Annotated in this window: 17 protein-coding genes; 7 read left to right on the forward strand and 10 right to left on the reverse strand. The window is 35.7% G+C overall.

Features of this window, described 5'->3' with window-relative positions; genetic code table 11:
- Positions 1-85: 85 nt before the first annotated feature.
- From QLQ94_RS15550 to QLQ94_RS15570, 5 genes are all read right to left on the reverse strand, one after another.
- The gene (locus tag QLQ94_RS15550; protein ID WP_482497706.1) at positions 86-823 is read right to left on the reverse strand and encodes a hypothetical protein; all 738 of its coding nucleotides are present in this window, start codon (positions 821-823) and stop codon (positions 86-88) included.
- A 60-nt stretch (positions 824-883) separates the two neighbouring features.
- The gene (locus tag QLQ94_RS15555) at positions 884-3,268 is read right to left on the reverse strand and encodes a TonB-dependent receptor domain-containing protein (RefSeq protein WP_482497708.1); all 2,385 of its coding nucleotides are present in this window, start codon (positions 3,266-3,268) and stop codon (positions 884-886) included.
- Positions 3,269-3,602: 334 nt separating this feature from the next.
- Positions 3,603-4,196, reverse strand: coding sequence for a hypothetical protein (locus tag QLQ94_RS15560; protein ID WP_271336122.1), 594 nt, complete (start codon positions 4,194-4,196; stop codon positions 3,603-3,605).
- Between the two features lie 212 nt (positions 4,197-4,408).
- Positions 4,409-7,087, reverse strand: a complete 2,679-nt coding sequence (locus QLQ94_RS15565) for a T9SS type A sorting domain-containing protein (RefSeq protein WP_482497710.1) — start codon at positions 7,085-7,087, stop codon at positions 4,409-4,411.
- A gap of 339 nt (positions 7,088-7,426) precedes the next feature.
- A complete protein-coding gene (locus tag QLQ94_RS15570; protein WP_482497712.1) occupies positions 7,427-9,535 on the reverse strand; it encodes a M13 family metallopeptidase in 2,109 nt (702 codons plus the stop codon).
- A gap of 285 nt (positions 9,536-9,820) precedes the next feature.
- Here QLQ94_RS15570 and QLQ94_RS15575 point away from each other — a divergent pair, with 285 nt between their 5' ends.
- Positions 9,821-10,393 carry a Crp/Fnr family transcriptional regulator gene (locus QLQ94_RS15575; protein WP_482497714.1) on the forward strand — a complete coding sequence of 191 codons (573 nt, stop codon included), beginning with the start codon at positions 9,821-9,823 and terminating at the stop codon, positions 10,391-10,393.
- A gap of 95 nt (positions 10,394-10,488) precedes the next feature.
- Entirely contained in the window at positions 10,489-11,586 is a 1,098-nt protein-coding gene (locus QLQ94_RS15580; RefSeq protein WP_482497715.1) for an SDR family oxidoreductase, read from the forward strand.
- 67 nt (positions 11,587-11,653) lie between these two features.
- Here QLQ94_RS15580 and QLQ94_RS15585 read toward each other — a convergent pair whose 3' ends face one another.
- Positions 11,654-13,042 carry a S41 family peptidase gene (locus QLQ94_RS15585; protein WP_482497717.1) on the reverse strand — a complete coding sequence of 463 codons (1,389 nt, stop codon included), beginning with the start codon at positions 13,040-13,042 and terminating at the stop codon, positions 11,654-11,656.
- 661 nt (positions 13,043-13,703) lie between these two features.
- On the opposite strand from QLQ94_RS15585, the gene QLQ94_RS15590 reads away from it, so the two are divergent.
- From QLQ94_RS15590 to QLQ94_RS15600, 3 genes are all read left to right on the forward strand, one after another.
- Entirely contained in the window at positions 13,704-14,945 is a 1,242-nt protein-coding gene (locus QLQ94_RS15590; protein WP_482497719.1) for a DcaP family trimeric outer membrane transporter, read from the forward strand.
- A gap of 31 nt (positions 14,946-14,976) precedes the next feature.
- Positions 14,977-16,026 carry a type II asparaginase gene (locus tag QLQ94_RS15595; RefSeq protein ID WP_427402258.1) on the forward strand — a complete coding sequence of 350 codons (1,050 nt, stop codon included), beginning with the start codon at positions 14,977-14,979 and terminating at the stop codon, positions 16,024-16,026.
- Positions 16,027-16,183: 157 nt separating this feature from the next.
- The gene (locus tag QLQ94_RS15600; RefSeq protein ID WP_271336130.1) at positions 16,184-17,518 is read left to right on the forward strand and encodes an anaerobic C4-dicarboxylate transporter family protein; all 1,335 of its coding nucleotides are present in this window, start codon (positions 16,184-16,186) and stop codon (positions 17,516-17,518) included.
- Positions 17,519-17,593: 75 nt separating this feature from the next.
- Here QLQ94_RS15600 and QLQ94_RS15605 read toward each other — a convergent pair whose 3' ends face one another.
- From QLQ94_RS15605 to QLQ94_RS15615, 3 genes are all read right to left on the reverse strand, one after another.
- Complete coding sequence (locus QLQ94_RS15605) at positions 17,594-19,060, reverse strand: glycoside hydrolase family 130 protein (protein ID WP_482497721.1); 1,467 nt, start codon at positions 19,058-19,060, stop codon at positions 17,594-17,596.
- 277 nt (positions 19,061-19,337) lie between these two features.
- On the reverse strand, positions 19,338-20,105 hold the full coding sequence (locus tag QLQ94_RS15610; RefSeq protein WP_482497723.1) for a LytR/AlgR family response regulator transcription factor: 768 nt from the start codon (positions 20,103-20,105) through the stop codon (positions 19,338-19,340).
- A complete protein-coding gene (locus QLQ94_RS15615; RefSeq protein ID WP_482497725.1) occupies positions 20,105-21,202 on the reverse strand; it encodes a sensor histidine kinase in 1,098 nt (365 codons plus the stop codon). Before QLQ94_RS15615 ends, QLQ94_RS15610 begins: the two co-directional genes overlap by 1 nt.
- A gap of 303 nt (positions 21,203-21,505) precedes the next feature.
- Between QLQ94_RS15615 and QLQ94_RS15620 the strand changes: the two genes are divergently transcribed.
- Positions 21,506-22,261, forward strand: coding sequence for a hypothetical protein (locus QLQ94_RS15620; RefSeq protein WP_271336134.1), 756 nt, complete (start codon positions 21,506-21,508; stop codon positions 22,259-22,261).
- A gap of 88 nt (positions 22,262-22,349) precedes the next feature.
- On the forward strand, positions 22,350-22,916 hold the full coding sequence (locus QLQ94_RS15625; protein ID WP_271336135.1) for a porin family protein: 567 nt from the start codon (positions 22,350-22,352) through the stop codon (positions 22,914-22,916).
- A 282-nt stretch (positions 22,917-23,198) separates the two neighbouring features.
- On the opposite strand, the gene map is transcribed toward QLQ94_RS15625, so the two are convergent.
- Entirely contained in the window at positions 23,199-23,963 is a 765-nt protein-coding gene (gene map / locus QLQ94_RS15630) for a type I methionyl aminopeptidase (protein ID WP_271336136.1), read from the reverse strand.
- Positions 23,964-24,168: the final 205 nt, after the last annotated feature.

Consider the following 24,168-nt stretch of genomic DNA (forward strand, 5'->3'; position numbering starts at 1 on the left):
AAAATCTTTTATAGTGCCACAAAATGCTAAAAAAAAGCCATTCCGAATAATTATCAGAATGGCTTTTTTGTATTATAAAGTACTTCTATTGTCCTAATAAATAGTAATTGCAGCGGTGGCGTTTACTATTAAATTTCACTTGTTTGTATTCACCTGAAACGGGTTCGATCCAATCTTGTCGAATGATATACAAACCTTTCATCGTAGTATAAAATACGGCTTCACCATTTTTATCAAGCACAATTTCTTTTTCCCAGTTTTCAGGATTAAAAACACGAAGTTTAGTTCCTGCTTTTGACGCTTTACCTTGAAAAAAAGCTTTAACCGTTACTTTTTTTTCCTCGACAATAGTTATGATATCAAGTGTCTGCAAAGAATTGTTGTTGGTTTCAATCAAAGTACCAACATTATAAACTGATGCTATATAATCAATAGGGAGAACATTTTCGCCTTTTGATGCAGAGCGATCAATTACAGGATGTTTGTCATTTATTCCTAGAATCCTGTACTGACCTTCGCTTTTAGGTGTGAAAACAGCCAGCCAATGATCCTTTTGCATAATAAGTTCAAGTAGTTGCTGGTTGCCTTTTGGATCAATAATCCTAATCTGAAAATCACCTGTTAGTTCAAGTTCTTTACCTGCATCTCTGCGTCTCACCCCAAATTCATCCATACTGCCATAACATAATTCGATGTTTACAGGCTCATTTATCTTGCCGGAACCTTTTACATTGATCCAGTAAGCGCTTGCCATTGCAGGAACAGAAGAAAGCAGGCACAAGCAAAATGTGATATAAAATTGGGTTAAAGATTTGTTTTTCATAAAGACATTCTCTTTTTATTATTTTTGATCTGATACCGTTTTGTTCTTAAATAAAAGGTTTTAAAATCTCAGTGCAAAACTACCTAAAAATTGAGCAGGCATTTGAGGAGTAAGTCTCACGTTCCAGGCTTTTTCACTAGTTAGGTTATTTACTTTCAAGCTTATTCTGTATTTAGGCTGATCATAGTATAAAGCAGCATCAAGCATCGTATATTCAGGAATAGTAACTTTAGTAGTTTGAGTATTGATAACATAGGACATAGTACCATAATTACCACCAAAACCAGCGCCTAAACCTTGATACTTACCTTCAGGAATACGATAACTCAACCAGAAATTTACTGTAGTTGCCGGACCAGAAAGAGCAGGGCGTAAGCCATTGACAGTTGGGTCAGCTTTTGTATACTTACTATCATTATAAGCATATCCCGCTACCACATTGAAACCTGAGAAAGGATTTGCGGTAAATTCAGCTTCAAAACCACGGCTTTGTTGCGTTCCGTCTTGTATCGAATAATTTGTATCTGTTGGATCCGGTCTTAATGAGTTAGCCACTTGTATGTCATAATAACTAAGTGTTCCCACAAGACGATGGTTAAATACGTCACCTTTTACACCAAATTCCAACTGATTGGCATGCTCCGGTTTAAACGCCGTACCATCAAGCGCTTGTCCGCTTTTGTTAAGAAAACCATTCATATAATTCGTAAACAATGACAAATGGTCTTTGCTTAATTCGTAAACAGCACCAAGTTTTTGCGATAGCGAAGTTTGGTTATAAGGTCCTGCTGATGTACCATTAGCGCCAATTCCGCCACCGGTTACACCTGTTGCAATATTATAAACACCAAGATATTCGTAACGATCTACACGTAAACTTACCATAGTCAATAAGCGATCTGTGATATTAAAAACATCAGATACATAAGCAGCATATGTATTGTCCCTGTTTTTCTCCTTGCGTAATACTCCTTTTCCTGCTTGTGCAAGAGAATTTACGGTTTGTAAGTTTGCGCCAGAGTTTGCGGGTGGATTTATGAAATCAAAAGCATCTGTAGTGATTGTAAGTCGGTCAAAATCATTATAATTGTTATAATAATCTAAGCCCACAACCATACGGTTTCTAAATCTTCCTATTTTAAAATCACCAATAAAATTCTGTTGAATATCAGTAGCAATAAAGTTTGTGTTTCCTGATATAACCTGAACACGGGCAGTGGTATCGCTCAAAGCGTTTATTGCGGTGATGTTACCATCGATCGTAGAACGTGCTCTTGAGAAAATAGTCTGAGACGTCCATTCTTCGGATATTTTATAATTAATTTGTCCAAATATATTCAACATCTGAGTGTTGTAAACCAGGTCATTACTCATAAAAGTCCTTTTGTAAGGAAAAGCGATATCTACAATAGATCTTGTTGTATTGCTTTTGTTATACGGATTAAAACGTACAACAGATGTTCCTTCTTCCTGACCAAATTCAACATCAAGCAAAAGTGATAACTTGTCAGTAATCTGATAAGAGAAACTTGGTGCTATACTGATGTTTTTTGAGAAGCCAAGATCCTGAAAGCTTTTTTGTTGCGTTGTGGCTCCGTTTAGTCGGAATAAAGCTGTTTTGTCTTCGTTTACAGGAGTATTAACATCTACTGTAAGACGATTAAAGTTGTAACTTCCGCCAACATAGGCTATTTCGCCGCCAAAATCGTTATAAGGTTTTTTGGTCACACGATTATAAACTCCGCCATAACTGCTTGCGACACTTGCTCCAAACAATGTTGCCGAGGGACCTTTGATAGCTTCAACACGCTCCAGATTAACAGGGTCGATAGAAGAAAAAGCTTGTCCGGCTACACCATTTCGTGCATTTGGTTCTGTCTCAAAACCGCGGGAACGAAAAGTTACACGTCCCTGATTGGCAATCATCGGGATACCGGCACCAGGTACATTCTTAGAGACGCTTCCAAGGTCAACAACAGATTGTTCTTGTATAAGTTCTTTTGATACAGTATTGTAGACCTGTGGGTTTTCCAGATTTTTAAGAGGTAAACGAGCGACATATTTACTTTCTTTTTTAGAAAACCTATTTACATTTCCTGAAACAGTAACTTCTTGCAATGCCATAACGTTTTCTTTAGGCAATTGGTAATCTGCTGTTGTAATTTGTCCTGAAACTACAGTGACTTCAATAATTTTTTCTGCAGAACCCAAAACCTGTATCATGATACGATAGTTTGCAGGTGGAATGTTTTTAAAACTATAATTTCCTTCTTCATCTGTAAGAGTAGATTTGTTTAGTTCTGTAATAGAAACCGAAGCAGAGGCAAATGGTTGTCCGTCAACAAGTTTTATCTGACCATAAATTGTACCCGTAGTTTGGGCGTAAGCAGTATTTAGGTTTGCCAGTACAATCATTACCAGAAAACAACGTAAAAAATGGTGCATAAATTTAAAATAAGGTGTTTATTTAATGGGCGCAAAAATAAACAATTATTTAGAATTAGTCTTGATAAAGGTTTCTAAATACTAATTCATCAAAAGATTTAACATTCATCTGTTGTTGAAAGTTAGAAGCAAAGGAGAGATTGTTAGAAAATATTCAAGTATAATAAAGAAGACAAAATAAAAATGAAAAGCAGTGACAATCGATTTGATTTTATCACAAAAAAAATGCCTTAAGTTCTTTCGATGAGAGAAAACTTAAGGCATTGGAAAAATTTCTAAAAGTGCTGCACAATAGATTGTGCAGGAGGGTACTGTATTTGAAACAGCTCCAAATTTATTCTTTATACAAGATAATTGTAGCTTTATATCCGGTTCCAACATTCCATTGACTGGATTTAATAACCGCTCCTTTATCATCAAAAACCTGAAATTCAGCTGTATTTGGTGAAGCGGAACCTTCGTTTAACGCTTCAAAATCAATTTTATTAATTCCTTTAACCAAATCTATTTTAAAACCCTGAAACGCACTTTCTAAAGTGACTTCTGTTTCAATAACTTTATCATTCAGGTAAACCCTGATTTTATCCCCGTCTACAAAAGCTGCATCACGATAACGCACTGTAGAAGTGGCTGTATTGGTTACATAACTTCCTAAGTATTCATTTCTTCTGTAAAAAATTCCCTCGACATTGGCCTCCGGTTTATACAGAATGTTATTTTTATAAAGATCATCCGGATTGATTTTTAAAACCGTCCCGTCTTTCAGAGGTGGCGTTTCCGGGTTTGGTGGCGTCTCTGGTGGCGGCAGACTTTCTTTGGTTTCAGAATTTTTGGATGGGATAGGCTTGTATTTATCCTTCAATTCTTTTTGTGCATATCCTTGCAGAGCAGTGCTCATTATAATAATCAGAAATAATATCCTTTTCATAAACTTTAAATGTTTTAATATATAAAAGCAATCAATCCTTAAATTTAAACAGATTAATTCTTACATACAAACATTTAATTCAATCATTTATTGTCTCGCCTAAAATTTATTTAAGAGTATTACGGAACTGTTGATTTTATCTGAAGTGTCAGTAATAAAAAACCTGATTTTCATTGTTCTTGAAAATCAGGTTCTTATGTCATTGTTGGAATTTATTGTTTAATGAACTTCAAATATTGTATCGTATTTCCGGTTTCGGAAACCTTTACCATATAGATTCCTTTAGGCAAGCTGTTTACAGGTACTTCTGAACTCGTCATGTCCTGAACTACAGTAATGGTTTTTAATACTTCTTTCCCGAAAATGTTATAAACCCCAATTGCGACAGATCCGTTTATAGGGTGATCAAATTTTATCCTGAAGGTTGATGATGCAGGATTCGGAAAAATATAATTGGTTGGTGTATTCCAGTTACAGAACGGAATATTGAATTTTGATCCTTGCGATATGGCATACAAAGCCGCATCAGCTTTAGGCAGTTGTACATTTAGCGTTCCTTGTGTTGAACTTGTAGTACCGGAATACAATTCTTTGACTGTATAATTTCCGGAACCTAATCCAAGCCGACTTAAACTGATCGTATTTGTACTTGCATTATCACTGTAGTTAAACACTGCTACATAGGTGACATTGTTATGCGTGGCGGAGAAAATGTTGGCTGCATTGTAACCCGTATTTCCATCAGCAGGAATAAAATGCATATCTGCACGGGCAACATTCATAACATCATTATTTTGTAAAAGGTTTTGTGATTTAGCTTTCCAGGCTCCTTCCACAGAAAAATCGTCACCGCTTGTGATAGTACCCGTTACGACGCTGCTTAGTAGTCGGGCACGATTTTCTCCTATAGAAGCGTTGCCAAAAACCACGTGATCAGCATCGAGATAATCATATATTTGGTTTTGCCACCAACCATAAGTTGTACTATTTAGTGTATAATCTGTTTCACTAATACTACTGTAAGCATCGCAGGCAACCCGACGTACATGTACAAACGGTCCTGTTGCCAGATTAGGCGATATGGCTGCCTGAACCAGCATTGTCCCATTAATCTCATCGATCAAAAACTTCATTCCTTCCTGATACGCTTCCATACCGGTATGCAGTTGATTGTTCGCAAAACCATCTGCTTCGATACTCGCATGAGTCAAAAAGTCGATTTTTACCATTTCGAATCCTGCCGCTTTAAAACGGTTTATAAAATATTTTATTCTGGACTTCGTTCCCGGACTTGTAGGATCCATGGCATAGGCGCCATCAAGTTCAAAAGGATTCCCGTTGACCTTTGTCCAACACTGATCATAATTGTAAGAGCTTCCTTCGACCTGGCGGTTGTATTTGCCCCAATCTACAAAAGGCGCCCAGTAAATACCCGCTTTAAATCCTTTGCTTTTTGCATAGTTAACGAACTGTGCCAGCTGGGCATCCGTCATATTATCCCAATACGAGTCGAGGTCAATAAATAGTGTGTTGTCTTCGGTTTTATACGCCGGGCAATCATCATGAAAGAAATCTACAACAGCATTGGCCTTAGACAGAGTAATATTAGACTGCATGGCGCCCCAGCTGTTCCATCCGATAGGTTTAGGAGCAGTCCAGTCAAAAATGTATTTAGGTTGCATGGCAGCGTTGGCTTGCGCGAATTCCTCGAAACCTGTTCGCCAGTCCTGAGTTGCATTTATCATTACTTTCGGCGAAGGACAGCTTGTTTGTCCAACATTTACCCAACCATGATCACGGGTATCTCGGGTAACATCTTTCTTTGTCCATCCTGCAACTACCGAAACGTAGGCTGATGATGTGCCGCCGCCACTTACTGTAACGCCGGTTTTCCATTTTGTATGTTCCAGCGAGCCAATAACCAGACCTTTACGATTGTTATTATTATAAATATTCGTCACCTCAGATGCCGTAAAATCGGCTGATTTAAGGGGAAAGGCATTGTAGCGAATCCAGGCATCATTGTCATAAGGTACAAAAAGAGCCCTGGTGTCTCCGCTGCCAAAGTTGGGTGTAACCTGGTAACTCGTCAATGGAGACATTTTATAGCAGTTAGCTCCGTTTCCTGTAAGGACAACCTGTATAGCCAGATAATTTTTATTGGTATAGGTATAAAAAATTTGCTGCATACCCAATGTGTAATTTCCACTTAAAGTAAAAATATGCTTAGTTCCACTGCCAATATTATCCGTAAAAGATTCTGAGGTGTAAGTTGCCGAGGCGAAGTTACCACTCGCATATTTTTGATCGCTATAAGCATATGCTGACGCATTGGTAATTACCGTACTGCCATTGAATTTTATGTTGTACGTTTTATTGCTAAAGTTATAGACAATAGCATTATTATTACCAAAAGGCACTGTTTTTAGATTGGAAGAACCCATTGGTGTTAAAACAAATTTGTCCAGATTTGGAGCCCATGAACTCGTATTGTCCCAGAGAAGGGTAGTGGTTCCGCTGTTAAGATAAACACTTATATTTTTTGAAGCAGCAGTACTCCATCCGCCACTTGGTTCACACGGAATAGCAATGGTTGTAGCTGATCCGGCTGTTAAGCGAATAGTTCTGGGGTCGCCCGTGCAATAGAATAATTGCAGATTGTGCCAGCCTTTCGCCGTAACATTCACGTTTACCGAAACACTGCTTGTACCGCCCAAATTGCCTACTATTTTGCCTGAACAGGAATCACAGTTTTGTATATCGGCACTATTAGTGCGGACACCATTTTCGAATTCATAAGTTTGAGCAGAGCCATATATTGCGAATAACAGCAATAATGTGGTAAGGAAGATTTTAAATGATAATTTTTCTTTTGTAATTTTTTCTTGCATAATAATTCATTTTAATTAGTTAAGATGCAGTACTATTCTATACTGTGCTACAATTATAAGAAAAATATTAATATAACGTTAAAAAATAATCGATTTAATTATTTTGAATCGGTTTGTTTGATTTTTGTGTTTATTATTTATGGAAATTTTGATGAAAATAAAATTATTGTTTTGTCATTTTAAATTGTGACAGGCTGTGAAATCAGTCAGAAGTAGCTTTCAAACTTTAAAACAAGACAATTTGTTGTAGCCTGACAGGTACAAGATTGTAATTTTTGATACATATTCTATCAGGTTATATCTTTAGAGTAAGGATTGTAGAGTTGAACTTTGTTATCATTACCAAATACGTACGCGTTCCTCCGGTGACAAATAAAGTTTGTCTTCCGGTTTTATATTAAAAGCCTTGTACCAGGCATCAACATTACGAACAACACCATTTACACGATAATCTGCAGGTGCGTGATAATCCTGCGATAACGTTATACGATATGCTTCCGGAGTATAAAGACTGCGATTGGTTTGGGCAAAAGATAAAAAGTAGCGTTGGTCATCTGTGTAGCCATTCAAAACTGAGGGAATATTTTGATGATCGGCACGATAAAGTTGGCAAGCCTCATAAGCAACGACTACTCCGGTCAGATCGCCAATGTTTTCTCCAAGCGTTTGTTTTCCGTTAATATGAATTCCATCAGACGAAAAAGCGTTATATTGATCAACAAGTTTCGTGGTACGTTCTTCAAATGATTTTCGGGTTTGTGGAGTCCACCAGTCACGCATTATACCATTACCATCAAACTTAGAGCCTTCGTCATCAAAACAATGCCCTAATTCATGTCCGATTATTGCACCTATCGCACCAAAGTTTACTGCAGGATCAGCAAACGGATCAAAGAATGGAGCCTGCAAAATACCAGCAGGAAATTCGATCGAATTGTATAGTTTACTGCTTGTCGCATCTACAGTTTGTGGAACCTGATACCAATTTTTACTAGTGTAAACCTTTTGCAGCATCGAGCGTTCATTCTCCCAGTTCGATTGTGCAATAAGCTGCTCATTACCAATAGGGTTTTTGATATCAAATTTTAATGAGGAGTAATCGCGCCAAACTTCAGGATATCCTATTCTTACCGTCACAGCGTCTAGTTTTGCTATTGCTTCTTTTCTGCTGCTGTCGTCCAGCCAGTCCAGTTTTTGCAGTCTGATAGAAAATGCCTTTCGGATGTAATCGACCAAATCCTTAATATTTTTCAGGTATTCAGAAGAAAAGTATTTTTCGACATAGAGCTTCCCAACGACTTGTCCCAGACGATTGTTTACGTATAAAATTGATTTTTTTTCTCTTGAAGCATCATTTGTAATTCCACTTAAAGTACCGGAATAAAAATCAAATTGATTTTTGCGGAATTGCTCGGGTAAAAGAGTAGAATGATTCACAATCCAGTGAAACGCAAGATAAGAGGACCAAATGTCTGTTGATGTATCTGCAAATAAGGCCGCCTTTGCCTTTATTGCGGAGTCGGCCTGCAAGATTATTTCACTTACGTGGTCTACCTGTCTGCTGGCCAAAAAAACTTTCCAGGGAAAACCCGGAGCATAAGTAGAGAGTTCTGATGTGGGCAACAAACGTGAATTAATCTTGCTGTCACGCATTTGTGCAGGTGTCCATTGTACTGCTGCCAACTTAGTTTCAATTTCAAGAATATCATTAGCGCGTTTTTCAGCATTAGAAATACCGGCAAGTTCAAAAGTACGTGCAATATATTCTTTATATGCCTTGCGATATCCTGGATAAAGACCATCTTGCTTTTCGTACCATTGCGGCGAGGGAAGTCCTATACCGCTATCACCCAATGCAACAAGAAATCGGCTTCTGTTATTAATATCAGGAGCTGTGTGAATAGAGATAATCGAAAAAGACTTTGGATTTGCCATCCACTTTGCAACGCCTTCGTAACTTTTTAAAGCAAGTATTTGTTCTAAATCCTGCTGAATTGGTTTAAGTCCAAGTTTTTCGATGTTGTCAGTATCGGTATAACCCAGATAAAGCGCTCCTACTTGTTTTATTGCACCTTTGCTCGTCTTGATTTTGGCTGCGCCGTCATGAATAATATAAGCTATTCTTTCGTCAATTCTATTTTTAGCTTCGCTATAATTACTAAATCCTGAAGCACCTGCCGGGATCGTTTTAGACTCCAGCCAGCCTTCGTTAACGTATTTATAAAAATCATTTCCCGGCAATACTTTCTTACTGATAAACTGAGTTTCGATTCCCCAATCTCCAAAAGTTGCTTTACCATTTGTATTATCTGTTGTTTGGGCTTTTATAGTATACGGATTAGAAAAAAGCAAGACAATGACACTAAATTTCCCTATCAGTTTTATAGCTGGAGTTTTTTGGAATTTAGATGCAGTAAACAATTTTAAAAATTTGGTCTTATATTTCATTTTACGATTTTTAACGCGCCAAAGCTAGCTTTCGATTTTGAATTATGATTGTATAAATGCGAATAGATTTTTTTTAATTAACTAATCTATTGTATTGAAAGCCTGAAATTGAACTTACGACTGATGTAAAAATATTATTTTAAAGTTAATAATGTTATAACTGATTGAAAATGATAGTGATTTCAAAAGTATGAGGCAAGGCGGTATAGGCTAATAATCACAAAAAGCTGAAAAATAAATATCTTACATTTGTTTATTATAGTAATCAATTAGACAATATCCCGTATGTACGATATACTTTTCAAACATCTTGAAGAAAAAGTGAGCTTAACTTCAGGCGAAAAAGAACTTGTAGCCAGCTTCTTTATGCCTAAAAAACTAAAAAGGAGACAATTTTTGGTTGTGGAAGGGCATGTTTGCAAATATTTAAGTTTTGTTACAAAAGGTCTTTTAAAAGCGTATAATACGGATGAAAAAGGCAATGAGCACATCAATCAGTTTACGCCTGAAGGTTGGTGGACATCAGATATGAATAGTTTTTTCAGGGGAGAAATTTCATTTTACAGTATTGATGCAATGGAGGATTCAGAAGTGCTGGTGATCACCAGTGAAGATTTTGAGAACCTAACGTTGCAGGTTCCTGTCATGGACCGGTATTTCCGCTTGCTTTTTCAAAACAGCTTAATTACAAAAGAAAGAAGGTTAATAAGTTCTCATACACATACTGCCGAAGAGAAATACAAGCATATGGCAGAAAAGAATCCCGATCTGATCAGGCGTGTACCACAAAATTTACTGGCTTCTTATCTGGGACTTTCTCCTGAAACCTTAAGCCGTTTAAAAAAGAATGTAATGTAGGGACAACAATAATTGATTTAGATCAATCGAATTTCTTGTTTTAGGTCATCTTTCCGAGCGTTGTTTTAGAAGTAATTTTGATAAAAATTTAAATTATGAATACTCAAAAATTAGCTACACCTTCTACAGATGACAACATAGCCCTGGTAGTTGGAGCAACCGGAATTGCAGGAAGTAATCTTGCCTCAAAATTGATAGAAAAAGGATGGAAAGTTTATGGTCTTGCCAGAAATCCAAAAAGTGATATTGAGGAATTATCCCCAATCGCCGCTGACCTATTGGATAGTAACTCATTATCTTCAGCATTAAAAGATGTTTTTCCTACACATATATTTTTTACTACGTGGATGCGAAATGATACTGAAGAAGAAAATATCAGGGTAAATAGTGCCATGATTCGTAACTTATTACAAGTTTTATCTGCTAAAAAATGTATTAAACATGTTTCGCTGGTAACGGGCTTAAAACATTATCTGGGACCTTTTGATTCTTATGCTAAAGGAACTTTGCCGGAAACACCGCTAAGAGAGGAAATGCCCCGATTGGACCTTGAAAATTTTTACTATGCTCAGGAAGACGAAGTTTATGAAGCCGCTGCATTGTACGGTTTTACCTGGAATGTACATCGCCCACATACTATTATTGGTAAAACTGTAGGGAATGCGATGAATATGGGGACTACACTCGCGGTGTATGCAAGTATTTGCAAGCGTGAAGGTTTACCCTTGATCTGGCCGGGATCTGCTGAACAATGGAACGGAATCTCAGATGTTACGGATGCTAAAATTTTGGCAGAACAGCTAATATGGGCAGCAACAACACCCGAAGCGCACAATGAGGCATTTAATATAACAAATGGAGATGTTTTTCGCTGGAAATGGTTGTGGCCACAAATAGCGCAATGGTTCGAAATTGATTTTGAAGGTTACAATGGAACCATAAGGCCGCTTGAAAGTGTATTGAATGATAAACAATCAATCTGGACAGAAATTGTGCAAGAGAATGAATTAACGGAAAAAAATCTGAATAAGTTAGCCTCTGCATGGCATACCGATCTTGATCTGGGACGTCCGTTAGAAGTTATGACAGATATGTCGAAAAGCCGAAAACTTGGATTTACAGCCTATAAAAGTACAAAAGATTCGTTTTTTGAGTTGTTTACACAATTAAGAAACGATAAAATCATACCGTAAATTTTAAATACAAAACGCTCCACAATATGGAGCGTTTCGTATTTAAAATTATAAAAAAACAAAAAAACTACTTTTCTAAAAGAAACACTTTTTCAAGCGCTTTGTCTGTAAAACCATTGCTTGAGTAAAAACTAGCATAAAGAGCTGTACGTTCTTTCGGGTAATTTATTTCATAGTTGGCAGGAATACCAATGCCTTCGTAGCTTTTGTTCTTACTATCTGAATAGACTTCATTAGACAAACTGAATTCCCAGCCGTTAGGAAGTTCTTTCCATAATAACTCTGAAAATATTCCTGCTGTCGGAGAGCCAATACGCAAGATTTCAGGATAACTTAAAGTACCCAGTGTAAAGATTTCTGCTGCGCTGGCCGTATTATGACTTGTTAATACATATACTTTTTTACGGTAAGGATTTTGCGCAGGAACTAAATTATAGTGCTGACTGGCGGAGAAACCCAGACGAGTTTTTGCTTTTACTGAAAGTATGGTTTTGTTGTCCAAAACAAAATGACCTAATAGTTTAAGCGCAACAGTTTCATATCCACCACCATTAAATCTAAGATCAATAACCACCGATTCTGTATTTTTTAAATCATCAAGAATAATGTTCATTATTTTTTCGACACCATTAAGTTCATCTTCAAACATTTTCAAGGGAACTTTAGTTGCGCTAATTGCTTCGTATTTTTTGATAAAGTCTTTAGAATTTTGTTCTGAAGCAGGAACATAATCTGCAAAATTATTCATGTCGTTAATGATTATATATCCTGTCTTACTACTCTTCAAAAATCCCCATTGTATAACTCCATCATTATAGGATTTCATATTCTCAGCATATTTTTGCTGTAAATCTGCAATGACTTCTTTCTTGGATTTTGAAGGTTTGGTAACGGTCTGGGTAACTTTTGGATTTAAGGCTTTCGGGATTTCAAGACGAATATGTCCGTCATTCATCTCCTGGACAATTTCACGAAGTATTGCAGCAAACTTCTGTTCTGTTTCAACTTTTTCAACTTTTGGTAAATAGTCTTTGTAAACCTCTTGCCATTTGATATTTCTCTCTTTAAAAAAGGCATAATTGTCATTGAAAGTAAGCCAGAAAATTTTAAAGTTTTTTTCGAACGAAGGGTCTTTTACTGCAGTTTCTGTACAAAGAGCAGGCAGTTTGCTAATACGTTTAAAACGATAATCTACAATGCCGCCCGGATTTAGCACCAACAAGCTGTCTGTTACAGAAACAACGGAAAATCTACCGGCAAAATTTCCTTCAACAAATGCTTTGCAGTTTGCATTGTCGATATTATAATAAGCATAATCGGCATCTTTTATGGTCAGGGTACGATCGTAACCTTCTTGCAGCCAGAAACTATTTTGTACAACATTGATTTGCTGTGAAAATCCGGAAACTCCGCATAATAAAGTAGAAATAGCTAAAATTCTTTTGAAATAGGACATAGATTCTTTTTTGATTATTAGATGATTACTATTTTATTAAAATCACAAGAAAAACGAAAGAGTAATATCATCGTGATTTGAAAAAAGTAATTGAATATTCTTTTTTAAAGAGACATAAAATAAAAGAAGATGTTACAGTAAAGAAAAATTTAGCTTCAATTATAGACAAGTTTCAAAAACAACTTTAAATGATTGGATTATTTAAATGTTTAATTTTAACTCAATTTTTTTAATAAAAATGAATTATTTTAAATTTAACTAGGAATAAATTATATAGTACGCAATTATTCGAGAATAAACAAATGATATTTTGTAAGATTTTGCGGTATTTTTTTTATATTTGTGTGATCAGTGATTTTATAAAATAAATTCTAATACTAGAAATTATATGAATAAGATATCATTTTATCGGCAGTTTTCATTAGTCTTCGCTAATCGTTTAGTAATGGAAATAAAATTCATTCCTTTTGAATGTATTAAATCTTCGGTCAGCATTCGTATTAGATTCTTCGTACCGCGTGACATCTACACTTCTACGATTCTAATAATTTAATCTTTATAAGCTTCATACTGCGTCATATTCTGAATTTGCAGTGACGTTATAATTACCATCAATTTCAGTAAGCTGTCATTTAATCTATTTCTTCAATTTTTATTGATTATGAAACAAAACAAAATTTTACTGTTGATCATTTTTTGTTCCTGCATCTTATTATCCAATACTGTTAATGCGCAATTAATGGCGGTTGAATCTAAAGATACGCTGAATGGAAAACCAAAAGTTACAGCAAGACTTATAGGCAGGCTTAAACTAAATGGTATTTACGATATTAAGGGAAGTCTGAATGGTAATAGTTCTTTTCTTATTCATAAAAACGATGTTTCCGGTCTTGATATACCTGCTTTTAGTATGGATATGAGACAATCGCAATTGCGTTTTGTAAGCACTATACAATTAAGTAACGGTAAAGAATTAAAATCAATGTTAGAAGCTGATTTTGAGGGTGCAAACAATACTTCTCAGTTTAGGCTTCGTCACGCCTGGATTCAGTACGATCATTGGATGATTGGTCAGAACTGGTCAAATTTTGGGGATTATTCATTATGGCCGGCATCATTATTAGACTGGGACGGACCTACGGGAATGGTACTTTCCAGAAGGATTCAGGTTCGATATACGGCAAATTTCAGGAAAAATGGTCATACTTCTTTTGAACTTTCGGCGGAGTACATGGAACCGCGACGTTTGTATGATTATACTTTGAGCCCAGGTTACGGGGTAGATTATGCACCTTCAAGGGCGCCTGATGCTGTAGCAGGGATACGATATACTTTTGATAATGGTGGATTTATGAAACTTGCGGGACTTTATCGCAGTGTAGCTTATGATTCGCAGAATATTGCCACAGGAGAAACTGATTTTGATTTTGCTTCTAAAAACGGTGGTGGGGTTACCGCTATTACGAGTATATTTTTTAGAAAAAAATCAGGTTTAGTAAATAATCTACAAGCACAATGGACGATTGGTAAGGGGATAAGTGACTACTTTCTAGCCGTAGGAGGTTCGGGTCTGGATGGTTTCGCAAAATCTGATTTTTCAGGAAAACTGAATCTTCTGCCGGTACATGCGGGATTTATTTCTTATCAGAAATATTGGAATACAAAGTTTCACTCAATGATAATGACATCTTATAATCATTTTTATGAAGGAGCAGGTACTCAGGCGGGTTGGGATCAAATGACCAACTACCAATTTACACTTAATGCCTCTTATGATTTCTTTGATTATCTCACGATAGGGCTGGAGCCGCAAATTGGCTACAAAGAACTGCAGTATGATAATGGCAGCACGCAGGGAGCGAATGCTGTCCGGATCAATTTTGGAATACTTTTTAATTTCTAATAACAGGATTAACTTTATAAATATTGAAAAAATGAAAAAATTACTACTTGTATTTTTGTTGTGTATTGCAACATCTCTGGTTTTTGCACAACAAAAGCCAAGAATTATAATTCTTGCAACGGGCGGAACTATTGCCGGCGAAGGAAAATCTTCGGATAGAGCGGGATACACAGCTGGTAAAATTCCTGTGTCAGATCTTATAGGCAGTATCCCAAGCGTAAATGCTATTGCAGATATTAGCGGGGAACAAATATCATCTGTAGGCAGTCAGGATATGAGTCTTGAAATTTGGAAAAAACTAGCTGTACGTATTAATGAAATATTTAGTAAAAATGAGGCCGATGGTGTTGTTATAACTCATGGTACAGATACTCAGGAAGAAAGTGCTTATTTTCTTGATTTGGTTTTACCGCATGAATTGCCTGTAGTAATTACAGGTTCTATGCGCCCTGCAACAGCTATTAGTGCAGATGGGCCTAAAAATCTTTTTGATGCCATTACGGTTGCTGCTGATCCTAAAAGTAAAGGACGTGGCGTATTAGTATCTTTTAATGAATCTATTTATGATTCGAGAGAAGTTACCAAAACGAGCACTACAAAAGTAAATGCTTTTAAGTCTCCGGATTCTGGCCCGCTTGGTGAGGTATATGACGGACGTGTGGTATATTATAAATCATCAGTGAGAGAAATTGCTAAAGAAGGACCTTTTGGGGTAAATGCAAGTACAAAATTGCCTAAAGTAGAAATCGTTTATATGTATGCTGATGCATCTCCTGCTTATATTGATTATCTGGTGAAACAAAAAGTTGACGGTATTGTAATTGCTGGTGTTGGCAACGGAAATTTTTCGAAAGCTTTTACTGAAGCTATAAAAAAAGCCACTAAAGCGAATATTGCAGTATGTCGTGCGAGTCGTTGTATCGAAGGCAGAGTGGTGCTGGATGGCGAAACGAATGACAATGAATTAGGAACTGTAGTTTCAGACAATCTAAGTCCGCAGAAAGCAAGAATATTACTGATGCTTGGGCTTACCAAAACAAAAAATCAAAAAGAGATACAAGATTATTTCTTCCGTTTTTAATCATTTAATAAATAACAATGGAGTAAATATTGTAAACAAAATGACTTTTCTGAATACAGGCCAAAGAGGTTTTAAGTACAATTGGCAGTAGTACAGCATCAGCAACTTTACTTATTTAGCCTATAAAAAAAGCGTATTAATCCTAAATTATCACTTCATGATACTATTACAGTTTGCAATACTTATGGCAATGATCCTTATTGGGTCGCGACTTAAAGGAATAGGTTTGGGGGTTATGGGAATGGTAGGGTTGCTTATTTTTGTTTTGTTTTTTCATATGCGTCCGGCAGAGCCGCCTATAGCAGTATTACTTATTATTTTAGCCATTGTTACCACAGCCGCTACATTGCAGGCTGCAGGCGGTTTGGATTATTTGGTGAGCATTGCCGAAAAAATTATTCGTCGCAATCCTAAGTATATCACATTTATAGCGCCTTTTACGGTTTATTTTTTATGTTTATTTGCGGGTACGGCACACATTGTATATTCGCTGCTTCCTATCATTGCCGAAGTATCTGCCAAGAAACGAATACGACCGGAACGACCGTTGAGCATATCTGTTATTGCATCTCATATGGCGCTTACAGGAAGTCCTATGAGCGCAGCAACAGCATCATTGGCTGCGATACTTGCTTATTCTACAGCTGTTGTAGATATAATGAAAATATGTATTCCTGCTTGTTTGATAGGAATAATTGCCGGTGTAATTTCTGTATGGAAGAAAGGCAGGGAGCTTGATGAAGATCCGGGATTTATCGAAAAAATGAAGGATCCTGAATTTGCAGAAAGTATAGACAAAACATCAGAATCAAACAGGGAATTAAAACCCGGGGCCAAAACGGCTGTTTTTATTTTTGCGGGCGCCATATTACTAATTATATTTTTTGGCGGTTTTCCGCAATTTCTTCCAAATGTTGGTCCAGGCGCAGCAGGATTTGCAGTAGGAGCAGATGGCGCAATTAATCTTACGGCATTAATAATAATTATTACACTTTCAGCTTCGGCATTGATAATGATTATAACAAAAACATCTGCTGTATTAGTATCAAAAATGAGCTTGTTTACCTCAATGGCTACCGCAATTGTATCCGTGCTTGGTGTCGTATGGATGAGTGCTACTTTTATGGGCGCGAATGAAGCTTTGATAGAAAGTACTTTCAGGGATATTACATCAGAGTATCCTTTTACTTTTACCTTTGCATTAGTTATTATGGGCGCATTGACTTTTAGTCAGGCCGCTACTACGAGGATCATGATGCCAATAGGATTGTCTTTGGGAATTGGACAGCCACATCTTATCGCAATGTTTCCTGCTGTTAATTCAGATTTTATTTTACCGGGTTATCCTACTTTGGTTGCTGCCATGGACTTTGATCGTACAGGTACAACCCGTATTGGCAAATATGTAGTGAATCATAGTTTCATGATTCCCGGTATTGTTACTGTTGCTGTTACAATTGCTTCAGGTTTTTTTCTAAGTATGTTTTTATAATATCAATTAATAATTTGTTTTCCTGAATTGAACTGTAAATTTCAGGAGAACAAATTATTATTGTTTGTGATTTAATTACTTGCTTTTTTTCAAAGCATCGATAAGATCCACCATATCGACTATAGCATAAGTAGAGGAATAATCAGATACGGCATAAGGTAATATCAAGCTGTTATTATGAATAATGGCACCACAGGAATAGACGACATTAGGCACATAACCTTCTCGTTCATCTTCCAGCGGTGAAAGCAACGGTTCTTCAAGTCTTCCAATTTCTTTAGACGGATCGTCAAGATCAAACAATGATGCACCAATACAATAACGTCTCATTGTACCCACACCATGAGTAATAACGAGCCATCCTTCTGTGGTCCAGAGTGGAGATCCGCAGTTTCCTATTTGTGTAAACTCCCAGGTATAACGTGGTTCTTGCAGAAGAATTGGCGTATTCCATTGGGTAACTCTGTCAGAGTACATAATATAATTGTTTACGCCATCGATTCTGGCAAGCATGGCATATTTGCCTTTTATTTTTCGGGGAAACAAAGCAAGATTTTTATTTTGTGCACCAATACCATGTAATGGCATGACTCTAAAGGTGTAAAAATCTTCGGTAGAAATAAGTTTGGGTAATATTGTATGACCATTATAAGCCGTATAGGTCGCCATAATACGAGACGAATTATCATCATCTGTAAAACGTACAAAACGGGCATCTTCGATACCACGGCTTTCAGAGTCTGATATCGGAAAAATAACACGTTCTGTAATATCAGAATCATGTTTGAATTGCAGGTCATAAAAAGAATCGGCTAACCAGATGATTTCTTCGAGCGCCGTTCTTCTTTCCTGACGAATCGATGGATCGCTTAGTGTTGTATTGACCATACTTTTTAATACTGCAAACTCAAATTCATCGGGAAGATCTTGCATGATTTGTGCGATGTATTTATCCTGAGTATGCATTTCAGACAATTTCAATAGAAATCGCTCTTTATTAAATAAGGTTTTATGCTCAATCTCGGCCTTATCAATGTTATGACCAATTTTCATTACCTGAAGGTTATTGTCTTTATCAAGAATCCCTCTTCTAAAAACAATTGATGAGATATGACCTTCTCCGGTTGCACGAAACGAAATTATAACGCGTTTTTCTCCCAATTCTAAACCAGACTGATCAAAATCTTCTATAATAGAAGGATTAAAAATTGCAGCAGATTCTATTGCATATTCCATTGTACAATAAGAACCAATCAGCATTTTTCGATCCAGAGAAATGGCTTCATAATCTATTTGCATTCCTTCTATTACAGGTCTTATTTTTTCGCAGTGTCTAAAAAATATAGCCGAAATATTTCGATGGCGTCTCGCAAACTCGCGTAGAGTTTGTTCCAGTGTTTCTAATACCTGCTTTTCATCAAGCATCATTATTCGGGCAACCATTTGTTGGGTTCGCTCATCACCATTTATAAAATATCGGGCAACAACTCTTTTGGAATCTGGGGTAAATTTTATATTTTTTCGGATGACCGGTACTCGCATAATAAGTATATTTTTTATGTGTTAGAAAAAGTTACTTCAGGAATTTTATGTTATGTTCTTTTTAGAAAAACGCACATTATTACCTGTTTAGTGTAGGATTAAGGTTGTATTTTAATTCTAATTCTATACAAGTTAGTGATTTTTGTTAACGAAAAAAAAACTTTTTATTTTTAGTCACTCAAATAATTACTTGCTTTAAATCACTAAATACCAACGATACCGGTCTTTTAATTGTATTTTGATGTAGACTATGACAAGAATTATAATACAATATTTGTCAGTAATCTAACCATAATTTAAAAGCTGGAGCTTTTGTTCTGCTCACAATAATATCTTCTTCTTTATTATGTTTTATTTTGAGTTTTAATTTTCCATTAAAAAAATTATGTACATTTTCTATCGAATTTACATGTATAATATACTGGCGATTTGCCCTGAAGAAATTTTTCGGGTCTAATTCCTGTTCCAGCGTTTCTAAGGTTTGTGACACGACAACTTCTTCATTGTTAAACAGTTTTGCATAATTAATATTCATATTCGAATAAAAATAAGCGACATCTTCTGTATTAATTTTTCTGTAACCATCGCGATAAGGAATCAAAAAGCGTTTTCGATATTCTTTTGGCTGTATATAAGCAAGAAGCTCTTCTATTTGTGGTTGCTGGCTTGCAGGTTTCTTTAAGGAATTTTCGAATTTGATTATAGCAGTTTCAAGTTCTTCTTTTTCAATAGGTTTAAGGAGATAATCTATGCTGTTGTACTTAAATGCTTTAATGGCATATTCATCATAAGCTGTAGTAAATATAACAGGACAAGTAACTTCAGCGAGATTAAAAATCTCAAAGCACAAACCATCTGCCAACTGTACATCCATCAGGATCAGGTCCGGACATTTGTTTTCAGACAACCAGGATACTGTCTTTTTGACGCTTGGCAAAACATCAAGAATTTCTGTATCAGGTCTTATTTTGAGAATCAAACGTTTTATTCTTTCTGAGTTTAATTTTTCGTCCTCAAGGATCAGTATTTTTTTTATTGTATTCATTATATGAGGGGTACCTTTACAGTGAAAGTTTGATCGTTCTCTTCTACTGAGACTTTCCTGTCACTTAATAAAGCATAGCGACTGATAATGTTTTTGAGTCCAATTCCTGTAGAAGGTGCTTTTTTTATACGTGGCAAAAGGTTATTAGAGACTACTAACTCATCATTCTCATTAGAAAAGACATGAACAATCAATGGATTTTCTTCTTCTGTGCGGTTATGTTTTAAAGCATTTTCGATAAAAAGCTGAAGCGTAATAGGAGGGATCGACATATTAAGTTTCGATTTATCAATATCAATCAGGAAAGTACATCCGTCACCAATTCGGTTTTTTATTAGAAAGAGATATGCATCCAGAAATTGAAGTTCTTCGTGTAGTTGTACCAGTTGCTTTTTTGAATTGACCAATAGATAACGATAAACTTTTGCGAAGTTTTCTGTAAAATCATATCCTAATTGTTGGTCTTTTAGGATCAATTCAGAAAGGACACTCAGATTATTGAAAACAAAATGAGGATCAAGCTGTAATTTAAGGGATTGCAATTCAATTTCGGCGGCTAACTGCTTATTTTCGGCAGCATTTACTTTGTATTCAGCAGCTTTTATGGTGGCATTTTTCCAGTTTCTTAATAAAAAATCACCTGTATTCAAGGCACTTATCATCAAGGACCAAAGGATGATCGAAATCATTGTATATAAGGCTTGTCGAAGCCCTACGTTCGCATGTGGTGTGACTGAAGGTTTTCCTAATAGATAATATATTACAGCCAGACTAATAATAATAAATAAGGCACCTAAGATTTGAAAAATTATTTGAATCAATAAACGTCTTAGAGGATGTATCATCCATGATATTTTTTTTTCCAGGATTCTGTCGATAAAAAGACTTAACATCAATATGGTGACACAAAAAAAGAGATTCGCCAATATATCTATAATGATATTTTGATGTGGCATATTTATGTAAGCATTCCAGTATGAAGAAGGATATATGATAAATATACTGGCATAAGAGCCTATAAAGACAAACGTAATTAATAATAGCGTTTTTAGTTTACTCTTTTTTACCTGAACAGTTATTTCTTCGGGACGATTCACAAGATTTGTTTTTTATTGGATACCAAGTATTGGTTCTATTTCTTTTTGAGGGTACAAATAAAAGAATTTTGAAGCAGTTTTAATTAAAATTGGGTAAGTTTTATAAAATCTAATTTTTATTTATTTCTATGTGAACGTGCTATTTATAAGGGGTTTTAGTAAAAACAGCCAATGCAAATTCAGTTCAATACCTCAAATTGACAATTCACCATACAGATTCGTCGCTTCACTGAATAATTTCTCTGCAAAAGAGATGTTAACAATAATTTTGCGCCATAATAATAACAAATACTATATCTAAAAATGGAAAAAACAAAAGTAATGGCACGGACAGATTTTAATAATTCGAAAACAAATAATGAAGCACAGAATAGAACAAATACATTGATTCTTTTCTTTTTGGTGCTATTTACAGCTACTGTTTCTGCACAGAAATCGAAGGTAATGGATGCTTTTTTTAAATACGGAATCGATTCTGGTATTCTTAATCCTGAAAAAACTAAAAGACCGGATAACTATGCATTCGATTTTAAGCAAACTATAATAACCAGCGCAAGTGAGGCGGTTACAATTGCTAAATTCGACCCTGCTAATTCAGGAGCAGAACGCTGGACGGTTGTTTCAGTAGACGGAAAAAATCCTTCTAAATCTGCCGTAAATACTTTTAGAAAGAACCAGAGTAAAGAGTCTCCAGCTTTGAAGGCAGAGGATGCAAGTTTTAGAATAGAAAAGGAGACTGCAGATCAACTTGTTATTAGTTACAAACTCGATCCTTCGTCACTTAATAAGGAAAATGGTTTTATAAAAGATTGCCGATTTTATATGACAATTAATGTTAAATCTAAAAAAATGGATCAAATACAAACGCTTAACGAGAAACCGGTAAAAGTGGCTATTCTTACCGCTGATAAGTTTGATCTTGTTGTAAAATACAAATGGGATGATCAGGCAAAACAATACCTTCCTGTGCATGAAAAACTTACAATGGAAGCTAAATTTATTGGGCAGGCTGCCAATGTAGAAACGATTACTGAATATTCTAATTATACTAAAAAATAATCACTGACTTCTTGCAAAGTAGTGGGTTACTAAAACCCGCTGTTTGCATAAAAAAAGAATATTTAGTTTAAAATTAAAAATTAAAAACATGAAAAAAATAATTGTTATAGCAGCGCTATGTATGTCTGTGTTTGGTTATAGTCAGGTACATATTGGGGCAAAAGCAGGGGTTAATATGAATAAACTTGATGGTGAAAATTTTAATAGTAATTTCGAATTGGGTTATCAGTTGGGTGGTTTCGCATATGTGAACTTTAGTGATTTTTTAGGTGTTCAGGGAGAAGTGTTGTTCAATCAGACTAATACTAAAATTGCTGACAGCTATAAAGATATTTTTGATAATGCTTTCAAAAAAAATAAAACCCTGAATTATGTAAGTGTGCCAGTATTGCTTCGTTTGAACAGTGAGGGATTGATTACAGTTGTTGCAGGGCCGCAGTTCAGTTTTTTAACCAGTGGAAACCAGAGTGTTCTTGAGAATGGTAAAAAATTGTTCAAAAAGACTGATTTTGCTTTTGTGGCTGGTACCGAAGTTAATTTAAGACCGGTGACACTTTATGCGAGATATGTTTGGGGATTCTCTGATGTGACTGATTTTGGATCGAAGGCTAACAGTCATCAAATTCAGGCAGGACTAGGTCTTCGTTTGTTTTAGTAGCGGTAATGAACAGCTGTAAAATAATAAAAGGATTGCTTATTACCCTGGTGATCCTGATTTTATCTCTTTGTATGCTGATTGGCAGAGGACTTCATTTTGTTCTGAAAATGAGAACGACATTAAACGAGAATATAACTTGTCTGGTTTTATACTAAGAATGATACTTTAATAGTGTAATGTTTTGGATTTTTTATAAGTTGCCAAAAAGCAAAACCTCCGGAATCTTTTGATACCGGAGGTTTTCTCATTCTTAAAAGTAAGCGTTTTTATATCATTTGCTTAATTCCATATTTCATTCATTTCTGTTAATATGATGGGTTTGCCATCAGTAACAACAATAGTATGCTCATGTTGCGCCATATAACCACCCTTGTTACCCACCATTGTCCAGCCGTCTTGCAAGGTTTCTGCAATTGTAGAAGTAGTTGAAATAAAGGTTTCAATCGCTACTACAGAGTTCTTTTTGAATCTTGTCTGATTGAATTTATCTCTGTAATTCGCTATTTCATGTGGTGCTTCGTGAAGACTTTTTCCAATACCGTGACCTGTTAAGTTTTTAATGACTTTGTAACCTCTTTTTTTAGCTTCGGTTTCAATTAGATAACCAATGTCAGAAATACGAACACCGCCTTTAATATTATGTATTGCTTTATGCAAAATTTGTTTCGAAGCCTCAATAAGTTTTTGGTGTTGGTTCACATCAGTTCCAATAACAAATGATCCGCCGTTGTCTGACCAAAATCCATCCAGCTCTGCCGAAACGTCAATATTAATTAAATCACCTTCTTTTAGTATTCTTTTGTCTGATGGTATGCCGTGACAAAATTCATTATTTACACTTATGCAAGTCCATCCCGGAAAACCATAAGTTAAATAAGGAGCCGATTTTGCGCCTAAATCATTCAGGATTTGTCCGCCAAAGTCGTCTAATTCCTTTGTGGTCATACCAGCCTTGGCAAAGTTTCTCATTTCTTTTAAAGTAAAGGCAACAGCTTCGCTAGCCTTTTTCATTCCAATTAATTCGGATTCAGTTGTGATAGACATTTTTCTTTTTTCTTTAAATTAAAGTTTTATATTTTTTAGTCTGACCGCTAACGAACTTCCCACAGCCTTATGAAGTTGCCGGAATTTGGCAACTAAGAAGTATTTAGAGTGACGGAACGAAGTTATGAAATATTTTTTTTATGGATAAACTGACTGGATATTTATTTATAAATCTTGAAAAAACGATACCGTGATTTGATAATCA

The sequence above is a fragment of the Flavobacterium sp. B114r genome, assembly GCF_056824125.1.